This window comes from Synechococcus sp. R6-10, from assembly GCF_047461815.1.
Classification (GTDB): Bacteria; Cyanobacteriota; Cyanobacteriia; order Thermostichales; family Thermostichaceae; genus Thermostichus.
This window is the reverse complement of sequence record NZ_JANSHW010000080.1, coordinates 1-9,046: the sequence shown is the minus strand read 5'-3', so window position 1 is coordinate 9,046 and position 9,046 is coordinate 1. Positions and strand designations below refer to the sequence as shown.

At 60.6% G+C, this 9,046-nt stretch carries 12 protein-coding genes; 3 read left to right on the top strand and 9 right to left on the bottom strand.

Features of this window, described 5'->3' with window-relative positions:
• Positions 1 to 216 (top strand): hypothetical protein (locus NW837_RS02775; RefSeq protein WP_414329163.1); only part of this gene is annotated, 216 nt, incomplete at its 5' end.
• A 161-nt stretch (positions 217 to 377) separates the two neighbouring features.
• On the top strand, positions 378 to 641 hold the full coding sequence (locus NW837_RS02770) for a sulfiredoxin (RefSeq protein ID WP_011432677.1): 264 nt from the start codon (positions 378 to 380) through the stop codon (positions 639 to 641).
• On the opposite strand, the gene NW837_RS02765 is transcribed toward NW837_RS02770, so the two are convergent.
• From NW837_RS02765 to NW837_RS02750, 4 genes are all read right to left on the bottom strand, one after another.
• Entirely contained in the window at positions 627 to 1,316 is a 690-nt protein-coding gene (locus NW837_RS02765) for a response regulator transcription factor (protein ID WP_414329162.1), read from the bottom strand. The genes NW837_RS02770 and NW837_RS02765 overlap by 15 nt on opposite strands.
• A gap of 190 nt (positions 1,317 to 1,506) precedes the next feature.
• Positions 1,507 to 2,295 carry an ABC transporter permease gene (locus NW837_RS02760; protein ID WP_414329161.1) on the bottom strand — a complete coding sequence of 263 codons (789 nt, stop codon included), beginning with the start codon at positions 2,293 to 2,295 and terminating at the stop codon, positions 1,507 to 1,509.
• Positions 2,292 to 3,095, bottom strand: a complete 804-nt coding sequence (cobA, locus tag NW837_RS02755) for a uroporphyrinogen-III C-methyltransferase (protein WP_414329160.1) — start codon at positions 3,093 to 3,095, stop codon at positions 2,292 to 2,294. Before cobA ends, NW837_RS02760 begins: the two co-directional genes overlap by 4 nt.
• Before the next feature lie 43 nt (positions 3,096 to 3,138).
• Positions 3,139 to 3,933, bottom strand: a complete 795-nt coding sequence (locus NW837_RS02750; protein ID WP_414329159.1) for a sirohydrochlorin chelatase — start codon at positions 3,931 to 3,933, stop codon at positions 3,139 to 3,141.
• Positions 3,934 to 4,075: 142 nt separating this feature from the next.
• On the opposite strand from NW837_RS02750, the gene NW837_RS02745 reads away from it, so the two are divergent.
• On the top strand, positions 4,076 to 5,029 hold the full coding sequence (locus NW837_RS02745) for an asparaginase (RefSeq protein ID WP_414329158.1): 954 nt from the start codon (positions 4,076 to 4,078) through the stop codon (positions 5,027 to 5,029).
• Positions 5,030 to 5,033: 4 nt separating this feature from the next.
• On the opposite strand, the gene NW837_RS02740 is transcribed toward NW837_RS02745, so the two are convergent.
• From NW837_RS02740 to NW837_RS02720, 5 genes are all read right to left on the bottom strand, one after another.
• The gene (locus tag NW837_RS02740; protein ID WP_414329157.1) at positions 5,034 to 5,720 is read right to left on the bottom strand and encodes a DUF3318 domain-containing protein; all 687 of its coding nucleotides are present in this window, start codon (positions 5,718 to 5,720) and stop codon (positions 5,034 to 5,036) included.
• 324 nt (positions 5,721 to 6,044) lie between these two features.
• Positions 6,045 to 6,803 carry a hypothetical protein gene (locus tag NW837_RS02735; RefSeq protein WP_011432665.1) on the bottom strand — a complete coding sequence of 253 codons (759 nt, stop codon included), beginning with the start codon at positions 6,801 to 6,803 and terminating at the stop codon, positions 6,045 to 6,047.
• An 80-nt stretch (positions 6,804 to 6,883) separates the two neighbouring features.
• Complete coding sequence (gene purE / locus NW837_RS02730; protein WP_414329156.1) at positions 6,884 to 7,414, bottom strand: 5-(carboxyamino)imidazole ribonucleotide mutase; 531 nt, start codon at positions 7,412 to 7,414, stop codon at positions 6,884 to 6,886.
• A gap of 14 nt (positions 7,415 to 7,428) precedes the next feature.
• Positions 7,429 to 8,520 carry an L-threonylcarbamoyladenylate synthase gene (locus NW837_RS02725; RefSeq protein ID WP_414329155.1) on the bottom strand — a complete coding sequence of 364 codons (1,092 nt, stop codon included), beginning with the start codon at positions 8,518 to 8,520 and terminating at the stop codon, positions 7,429 to 7,431.
• A gap of 24 nt (positions 8,521 to 8,544) precedes the next feature.
• Positions 8,545 to 8,904, bottom strand: coding sequence for a YihY/virulence factor BrkB family protein (locus NW837_RS02720; protein ID WP_414329154.1), 360 nt, complete (start codon positions 8,902 to 8,904; stop codon positions 8,545 to 8,547).
• Positions 8,905 to 9,046 lie beyond the last annotated feature (142 nt).

The following is a 9,046-nucleotide window of genomic DNA, read 5'->3' as shown; positions in this document are numbered from 1 at the left end:
ACACCACAGGTTCCTCACCCCGTTGAGCTACTGCAACTTTTGGGGCGGGATGTTCTGGGGTGGGCTCAGGGGCTTCTTCTCTGCGGGCGGCCTCTGCAGCAGGGACATTCCGGGGAGAGGGCTGCTGAACCAGCCTCTTGTCAAGGGGTGGTCGTGGCGCGGCAGCGGGGGGTGCAGGGGGGGCTTGGCCGGCGATCTTTCCCCATAAGGCTTTGAGGAGTTGCCACATGGCTGGGTTGGCTACTGAGGGAGAGAGCAGTGAGGAATGGTGTTATCCTGCCATGCTCTGGCCTGAGAATCCATCCCCTCTGCCAGTCTTGATAGAGCAAAGTCATAACGAGTATGATTAAGTAGCTTGCTTAGGGAGAAAGTTCAACATGGCGCAGATTCGCGAGATTCCCCTTGCCCAAATTCGCCGCCCTTTGCCGCGGCAAACGGATCCGGATAAGGTGCAGGCGCTGATGGCTTCCATTGAAGCAGTCGGCCTACAGGAGCCCATTGAGGTTTTGGAAGTGGAAGGGGAGTATTATGGGTTCTCCGGCTGCCATCGCTACGAGGCATTTGTCCGCTTGGGCAAGGAGCGGATCCCCTGCCGGGTGCGAAAAGCGCCACGTGCTGTTTTGAGGCTACACCTGGCCTGAAAGGGATCCCTTCTGGCCCGGCTCCTCTTGGGCGGTGTAGCCCCGTTCGTAGGCAAAACGCACCAGTTGTGAGCGATTTTCCAGAGAGAGCTTGCTGAGAATGTTGGTCAGGTGAGTTTGCACGGTGCGCGGGCTGATGAACAGCTTCTCGCCGATTTGCTTGTTGGTGAAGCCGCGAATGACTTCCCGAAAGACCCGCTCTTCGGCAGGGGTCAGGGGCAATTCGGGTGGAGTGGGTCGGGGGGCCGCTTCCGGTTTTGGCTGGGACTGCTGTTGGATCAGCCGCAGAATTTCCGATTGGGTGCGGCGGGAGCGTTCAATCTGGGCCTCGATTTTGGCCACCAACTCCAGGGGTTCAAAGGGCTTGATGATGTAGTCATCCGCCCCCCGCTCGTAGCCCTGAACTCGGTCATCGATCTCTCCCCGCGAAGAGAGAAAAATGAAGGGGACGAGCTCGCCGCCGCGCTGTTGGCGCAGCTGTCGGCAAAACTCGAAGCCGTCCATTTCCGGCATCACCACATCTGAAACCACCACATCCGGCTGCTCTTGGGCAAACAGACGCAACCCTTCTACACCCGAAGCGCCTGTACAAACCCGATAGCCATGCTGAGTCAGGTGGCGGCTCAGCACCTTCAGGGAGAGGGGATCGTCATCTACGACCAGTACACGCTTCATGAGGACTCGAGGAGGCTGTTAGGGAAAAGGGTAAAGCGCTATTCACCTGTTATCTGTCGCTATTTTAGGGAGACGGACAGGATTCGTCATTTGGCTGGGGTGCCTTGACCCATAATAGTGGTTTCAAGGGTGGCCTGGTTGAAAGCTGAAGACTACGGTAGCTGTGAAATGAGGGACTGAACCTGGCCCTCTAAGCTCCCATTCCCGAGTACTGTTGCAAGCCTTTGCGCCACAACCAGCGGTTAGCCAGCCAGAGCAGGCCCGTCCAGGCCAGGCCCAGGCCAAAGCCGCCCAGAATGTCCACCGGGATCCCTGCCCAGAGGCTGGCGGGAAAATGCACCAGGTAGGGGAAGGGTGTCCAGGCCAAGACCTGGCGCACGGGTGGTGGGAACACCTCCAGAGGAGCGATCACCCCCGAGAAAAACAAGTACACCAAAAAATGGAATTGCTCCAAGGCCGTCACCCGTTCCACCCAAAAGGCCAGCAGCGCCAGGGTGTACTGCATGAGAAAGCGCAGGGCAAAAGCCAGGAGAATGGCCAGGGATCCCAGCCCCGCCTGGGCCCAAGAGGGGATCCAAAAGGCAGGGGGGTAGAGGACGAAGAAAAGGGCGATTAAAACCAGGGTAAAGGGGAGACGGGCCAAGCGCTCCATCAGGTGGCTGGCCACATGGTGCCAAGCGGGATCCAGAGGCTGCAACAGGCGAGGAGATAATTTGCCTTCGACCACCTCTCGCTCAAAGTCCCAGATGACCCAGACGATGGTGAACTGGCGCACCAGGAACACCGCCAGAAAGTAGCGGATGAACTCCAGAGCAGACAGCGAGAAGTCTCCTGAGCGGGCTGCCTCGCTCCACACCCCCATCATGATCAGGGGCAGGGATCCGGCCAGCACCCACAGGATCAGCTCGGCCCGGTACTCCAGCATGTAGGCGTAGTAGGCGGAGAAGAGGGCACCCAACTTGCGAAAGAAGGCGTTCATGGAGATTCCGGTTGCGCAAGCGCTGCGGAGCAATACGAGACTGGCGGACGCAAAGTGGGCAACAAGCTGGCCAGGCTGACCACCGCTCCCACCACAACAATTGAAGGCGGTGCTACGGGCGAGGGCTGTCCAACCAGAGTCTGCAGGCGGAGCAGATGAACCTCTTGCTCAGGGGTGGTGCCCCAGCGGATCAGGGCAACCGGGGTATCGGGAGCTTTCCCTCCGGCCAACAATTCAGCGGCAATGTGGCTGAGGTTGTGCATGCCCATGTAGATCACCAGGGTTTCCACCGCCCCGGCCAAAGCCCGCCAATTGACCTGAGGGCGGTATTTCCCTGCCGCCTCATGTCCGGTAACAAAAGCAACTGAGGAGCTGAGGTCGCGATGGGTGAGAGGGATCCCGGCATAGGCGCTGGCGGCAATGCCCGCCGTAATTCCCGGCACCACCTCCACTGGGATCCCGGCCTGCACCAGAGCCAACATCTCCTCGCCGCCTCGCCCAAAGATGAAGGGATCCCCCCCTTTGAGCCGCACCACCACGGCTGCCGTCCGAGCTTTCTCCATCAGCAAGGCTGTGATCTGCTCCTGGGGCAAGGTGTGAGCGCCGCAGTGTTTGCCAGCATAGATCCGTTCTGCCGTCGGCGGGATCAGCTCCAGGATGGAGGATCCCACCAGAGCATCGTAGATGACCACATCCGCGTGGGCGAGTAGCGCCTTTCCCTTCACCGTCAGCAGCCCTGGATCCCCAGGCCCTGCCCCCACCAAATACACTTTGCCCATCTCAAGTCCTGGTCGCGTCATTGCTGTTGGAGATATCCATTTTGAGGGAACGGGAAAGATTCGGCTATTCCAGCGCCGGGCTAAAAGCCTGGAGTGTCTCCACAATGGCCTGCATCAGTTGAGGATCCCGCCAGAGGGGCGGCTCCACCTGGATTTGGAGCAGAGGCCATTCCCGCTGTAATCGCTGAGCCTGTTCTTGTAGGGCGCGCAGCAGACCGCCTGGAAAGAGAAAAAACGGCAGCACCCGTAGACGGCACTGGCTAAGGCGCAAGCAATGGATCACGACCGCTTCTAAGGTGGGGGACTGGGCAGCAAAAGCCACATGCAAGGGGATCTCGGGCAAGCGCCGTTGCACAGTTTGGATCCCTGCTTGGAGCTGGGCGGCAAACCCCGGCAGACGGCTGCCATGGCCAAGCACAATCCAGGCATCTGCCCGTTCGCCGGATTGCCTGAGCGTTGCAGAGCAAGAGGGCTGTAGAGCCAGAATGCGAGCCACCAACAGATCCAGGAGGGCCGGGTGCTGGCCAATGGGGGGTGTTAACCGGATGGGCAGGCGCGGCCAGCGAGCTTGAACCTGCTTCACCGCAGCCGGCAAATCCTCTTCCACGTGGGATCCCCCCCCCATAAACAGTGACAGCAGCACCACTTGATCGGGAGATCGGCCTGCGCCCAGCCAAGCTGCCAGCCGTCCTTGAATCTGTTCGGCCAGGGTGAGAGGCTGACCTTCCAACTGGGCCAGCTCCACCGGCTGGGGAGCCAGCTGCTGCTGCACCCGGGCCAACAAATCTGCCAAAGCCTGCTGATAATCGGGATCCCGGCTGCCGTGACAGACCAAAAACACCAGGGGATTGGAGGACATGGCAGAGGTCAGGGATCCGAGCGGAAGGGTTCCATTTTGCTACTTTAGGGGATCCCGCCAACTTCTCGCGTAGGATCTGCGCGTATGATTTGAAGAGTACACACCCTCTTTCCCAGCTTCGTCAGCCCTTTCCCAGGTTTTCATGTCATTTGAGAATCGTTCCACCACCCCTGAACTCTTAATCCATGTCTTGCGGGAGGGGTTGACCGAATCTATCCATCATTGCCAAGCTGTCGTGGCCGATAGCCGCGGGCGTTCTCTGGCCATGGCCGGCAACAGCACCACCCCTGTTTTTGCCCGTTCTGCCCTCAAACCTTTCCAAGCACTGGCCATGCTCTCCACCGGCATCCGCGAGCGCTACCGCCTCAGCGAGAAAGATATTGCCATCATGTGCGGATCCCATCAGGGCACCACGGCTCATGCGCGGCAGGTGTTCAGTATACTGTGGCGGGCCGATCTGTCTCCCGATTTGCTGGTCTGCCCCACCCCACCCGGCAAGCCCAGCCCCCTGTGCCACAACTGCTCCGGCAAACATGCCGGCATGCTTATGGCCAGCCGCGCCCAAAACTGGACCTTGTCAGACTATGCCCAGCGGCAGCATCCGGTGCAAGCGCTGGTGCGGGCCAAGTTGGCGGATTTGCTGCAAATGCCCTCGGAGGAGTTTTTGTTTGCGCGGGATGACTGTGGGGTGCCCACCTACCAATTGCAACTGAACCACCTGGCCTCCCTATTCGCCCAACTGACCGCCGGCGAGCGGCCCGACTTGGAATCGGTAGCACGGGCCATGACCCATCACCCGGAGATGGTGGCTGGACAGGGGTGTTTCGACACGGAGTTGATGCGGGCTACTCAAGGGGATCTGGTGAGCAAATCGGGTGCTGAAGGGATCCAGTGCATTGGCCGGGTGGGGGAAGGCATGGGCCTGGCCATCAAGGTCCAGGATGGAGCCGCCCGGGCCAAGTATGCCCTGGCTTTGCACCTGCTGCAGCGCATGGGCTGGATCCAGCCTGCCGCCGCCGAGATGCTGGGGGAGCGCTTCCTTCGCGTCGGCCCCTACACCCGCCTCGAGGTAGAAGGGGAGCTGCGCATGCCTTGAAGACTCAGCGCTGGAAGGGGTTTTGGTAAGGATTGGGGCCGGGGTTGGAGCTCTGGCCTTTGTTGCGGTACTTAGGATTGATGGTCAAGGTGCCGGATCCCAAACCCCGCTGCGCCAAGAACTCCAGGTTGCGGCGGCGCATGGTGGTGTCGTAGTCGTTCTTGACGCGATCTTCGAGGATGGCCACCTGCTGCAGCGCGCTCAGCAAGATAGCAGCAGCTTGCTCGGAGGTGTAGCCATTCTGGGAGGCATAGCGCACGGCAAACTCGTCGGCTGCTACCTGGGCCTTCTGGCCCTTCTCCGCTTTGCGCAACAGAAACACCGCTGACGCGGCCAAGCCTGCTGCTAAGCCAACGCCGAGGTTATCTCCCATCTGCAGCTCTACCAAAATGCCCATGCTGCCGGCCCCGATCAAGGCGGGATACAGCAACAACGCCGACCAGTTATCCCCCAAAGCCAGCTCTGTGGCCATCACCGCTTCTCGCAGGAAGTAGATCTTCTGCTGGTCAGGGCTCAGCTTCTGCCAACGGCTGAGGTCAATGGCGAAGCGAGAGTACTTTTGCCAGGGGAAGCGCCACAACGGCTGCACAACCCGAGACTGGTCAGGGGTGCCGATCTCGATCTGCACTTCAGGGCGGATCTCCACCGGGAGAAACTGGATCAGGCGGTCAAAGTCGGAAATGGTATACATGCTGGCACAGTGCGGCTAAGGGAGCGGCTGGAGAGGATTACCCATAGTAAAAGATTCTAGCCTTCCTTGCAGGCCAGCTCCAAGCAAGCTTTTTGCAATAGGGCTGGCGGCAGAGGGACAAGCCTGAGCCTAGATGGAAAGGGGGTATGCCGCGTAACATACTCCCGACCCTGTAGCTAGCTTCCCGCAGGGTTGCTACGCATACAGCGCGGGGCTTCTCGGCGGTTTAGCTAAACCTGAGGTGAGCAATCTATTTGGCGGATTGCCCAAGGGACTGAATTTATCATCCCAGTCAAACCCTTGAGGACCAAGACAGCCGTTATCTTAGTTTGAAGAGGGATCCCTGCTGGGGTGTTTGAGATTGGTCAAATCGTTGAGGCGGCGCAGGATCCCCCATCCCTGTAGGGCCTCCAGCAGGGCTTCCCGCACAACCGCTACCGTCTCTTGGTCGAGGGCCAACCGCAGATAATCCACCGCCAGCCGGGTTTGCTCGGGATCCAGGTGGGACATTAAGCTCTGCAAGCGGCGAACGCCCGCCAGCCGTCGGAAGGGATCGGGAGAAGCAATGTCGCTGAGGTCGCGCTCCAATTGAGACCGTTGCCGCTCTTGTCGGCCCCTGAGCCACTCCCCAAACAGCAGCGACAACAAGGCTAGAGTGGCCAATCCCTGTAGAATGGCACCGGTGGCCAGCCAGCGTTGGGTGGATTCTGCCCAGATGGAGATGAGGGTGTAGGTGCCCAAGGTGGCGGCTGCTCCCGAACCAATTGCCAGCAAAAGCCAGCGATCCGCCTGCCGAAACCAAGCTTGCCACTCCTGCCAGCGGCGGTTGAACTCAGGGCTGCGCACCCCCTGTAGCCCCAACATCACCAAGGTGCCCACCCCCAGAGAGAGCGCCAGCCGCCCATTCCAGAAGGCCAGCCCTGCCAACGCCAAGGCCGACAGAGCCAAAACCCGCCACTGCGGCCCCGATAGGATCCACAGAGCAACTTGGGATCCCGTCTCCACTGCCCCACGCCCCACCCGCTGCAGATATTCTGGCCAGGATCCCTGGCCGGAAGAAGGGCGACCCGATTGATGTTTCACCGATGGCAACTCCCAAAACTCGGCCCTATCTGGCCCTTTGCAAGGCGGCAAGATAGGTCAACGTTCTCTAAATTATGCTCTTATGCTTTGCCGGTGGAGTCGAGATAGGCTTTCCACCCTTGGGTTTGCAACTGGTCGTTTTTCTCCTGCACCGCCTGTTTTAGGCTTTCCCGATAGGCGATCACTCGCCGGAGCAGGTCGGGATCTCCACTGGCCAGGATCTGCACCGCCAGCAGACCCGCATTGTAGCCGTTGCCAATGGCCACCGTGGCCACCGGGATCCCTTTGGGCATTTGCACAATCGAGTATAAGGAGTCGATCCCCTGCAGGGATGGGCTGAGCACCGGCACCCCGATCACCGGCAGGGGGGTGAGAGAGGCCACCATCCCCGGCAAATGGGCTGCTCCCCCTGCCCCGGCAATGATGACGCGGATCCCTTGGGTATGGGCGCGGCGGGCAAACTCTACCATGGCCTCGGGGGTGCGGTGGGCGCTGAGGATCTGCATCTGGTAAGGGATCCCAAACTCCTCACACACCTGGGCGGCAGGTGCAAGGGTGGGCAAATCGGAATCGCTGCCCATTACGATGGCAACGAGGGGAGAGAGTTCCATATCGCTAAGCGACGCTAACGCGAAAGGCTGCTGGCCCGGCGTAGCCGATCCATCATCGCATAGCCCAACCCCGTCGAGATGGGTGGGGGCTCTGCCAGCAGGAGCGTAGCATCTCCCTCATCCAGGCGGCGCAGGCTGGCAAAGAGGGCGCGGGCGGCTGCCTTGGGATCCGAACCCAAACACTCCAAACTGAAAGTGATCCCCGGCCAATGGCGGGAGAGGGTGTTCAGCAGAGCCTGCGGATCCGTGGCAAAGCTGAGGATGCCCAAGTGGGAATGACCGGTTGTCAGGTGCTGCACCTGTTGCCAATCGCCGGGCTGAAGCTGGGCAAAAGGGGTGGGCAAAAGCCGGAGGGGCTTACTGGGGGCATAGTGGCTGCTCAGTCGTCCCGGCGCTTCTGGCGGGCCCGTTGTGCCATCCTTGGGGGCCTGTTCTGGGGGCAACCGGATGGGCAACCCCAGGTGGGCCTCCAGGGCTTCCAGTGGGATCCCTCCTGGGCGCAGCAGCGTTGGGATCCCCTCGGGGCTGAGCTTTAGCACGGTGGATTCTAGGCCCACGGCACACTCTCCCCCGTCCAAGATGTAAGGGATCCGCCCTCCCAACTCTGCATAGACGGCCTGGGCTGAGGTGGGGCTGATGCGGCCAAAGCGATTGGCACTGGGGGCAGCCAGAGGGGTTTGCACCGCCTGCAACAAAGCTTGAGCCACCGGGTGAGCAGGCACCCGCAGGGCAACAGTAGGCAACCCGCTGCTCACCAGATCCGGCACGGTGGGACACTTGGGCAGCACCAAAGTCAGGGGCCCCGGCCAGAAGGTGTCGATCAGGGATCCCAGCAAAGCGCGAGCGGCGGGAGTAAAAGCCGACACGTCCACCAGCCACCCCTGCAATTGCTCTAGGGTCACCCCAGCCGGCAGATGCAGGATCAGGGGATCGAAGCGGGGGCGCTCCTTGGCGGCAAAAATGTTCGCCACTGCCTGCTCATCCAAGCCATGGCCCGCCAGGCCGTAAACCGTCTCCGTGGGGATGGCCACCAACTGGCCCTGCAGCAAGGCCGCAGCCGCTACGGCAATGTGCTCAGGAGTGGGCGAAAGAATTTCCGTCTGCATCCATAACTCGGATTTGGGGTGGGGCTAGGGATCCCGTTCTGCAATCCATTTTCGCGCCTGGTAGAGGGCGATGTTGATTTGATCCCCAAACAGCAGCGCCAAGGAAGTGAGCCAAACCCAGAGCAGCAGCACAATAACTGCCCCCACCGCCCCGTAGACTTGGTTGAACTGCCCAAAGTGCTCCACGTAAATCCGCAACCCCCACGACACCCCAACCCACAGTAGGCTGGCCGCGATGGCCCCCGGCCAAATCGGGATTTGGGGTCGGCGCAGGCTGGGGCCAAATCGATACAGCACCCAGCAGGAGAAGACGACCAGCCCCAAGGAAATTGGCCAAGTGAGGATCCCCCACAAGTTCAACCCCAGCTCTCGCAGGGGATCCAACTGAGTCGGCCCGCCAACCTCCTGGGCTAAGGATCTCGCTTTCCTGTACAAGAAGCGCAAAAAGCTGGCAGTAAACTACCCGACCCTGACTGCTTCGCAGTACAGGGCGGGCTTTCGGTAGCCCTGCAGTTGGCAAGCCAAC

Excerpts from the sequence above, each read along its gene's own strand:
- NW837_RS02770 (WP_011432677.1), top strand. The coding sequence starts at position 378 with ATGGCGCAGATTCGCGAGATTCCCCTTGCCCAAATTCGCCGCCCTTTG.
- NW837_RS02765 (WP_414329162.1), bottom strand. The coding sequence starts at position 1,316 with ATGAAGCGTGTACTGGTCGTAGATGACGATCCCCTCTCCCTGAAGGTG.
- NW837_RS02760 (WP_414329161.1), bottom strand. The coding sequence starts at position 2,295 with ATGAACGCCTTCTTTCGCAAGTTGGGTGCCCTCTTCTCCGCCTACTAC.
- cobA (WP_414329160.1), bottom strand. The coding sequence starts at position 3,095 with ATGACGCGACCAGGACTTGAGATGGGCAAAGTGTATTTGGTGGGGGCA.
- NW837_RS02750 (WP_414329159.1), bottom strand. The coding sequence starts at position 3,933 with ATGTCCTCCAATCCCCTGGTGTTTTTGGTCTGTCACGGCAGCCGGGAT.
- NW837_RS02745 (WP_414329158.1), top strand. The coding sequence starts at position 4,076 with ATGTCATTTGAGAATCGTTCCACCACCCCTGAACTCTTAATCCATGTC.
- NW837_RS02740 (WP_414329157.1), bottom strand. The coding sequence starts at position 5,720 with ATGTATACCATTTCCGACTTTGACCGCCTGATCCAGTTTCTCCCGGTG.
- purE (WP_414329156.1), bottom strand. The coding sequence starts at position 7,414 with ATGGAACTCTCTCCCCTCGTTGCCATCGTAATGGGCAGCGATTCCGAT.
- NW837_RS02725 (WP_414329155.1), bottom strand. The coding sequence starts at position 8,520 with ATGCAGACGGAAATTCTTTCGCCCACTCCTGAGCACATTGCCGTAGCG.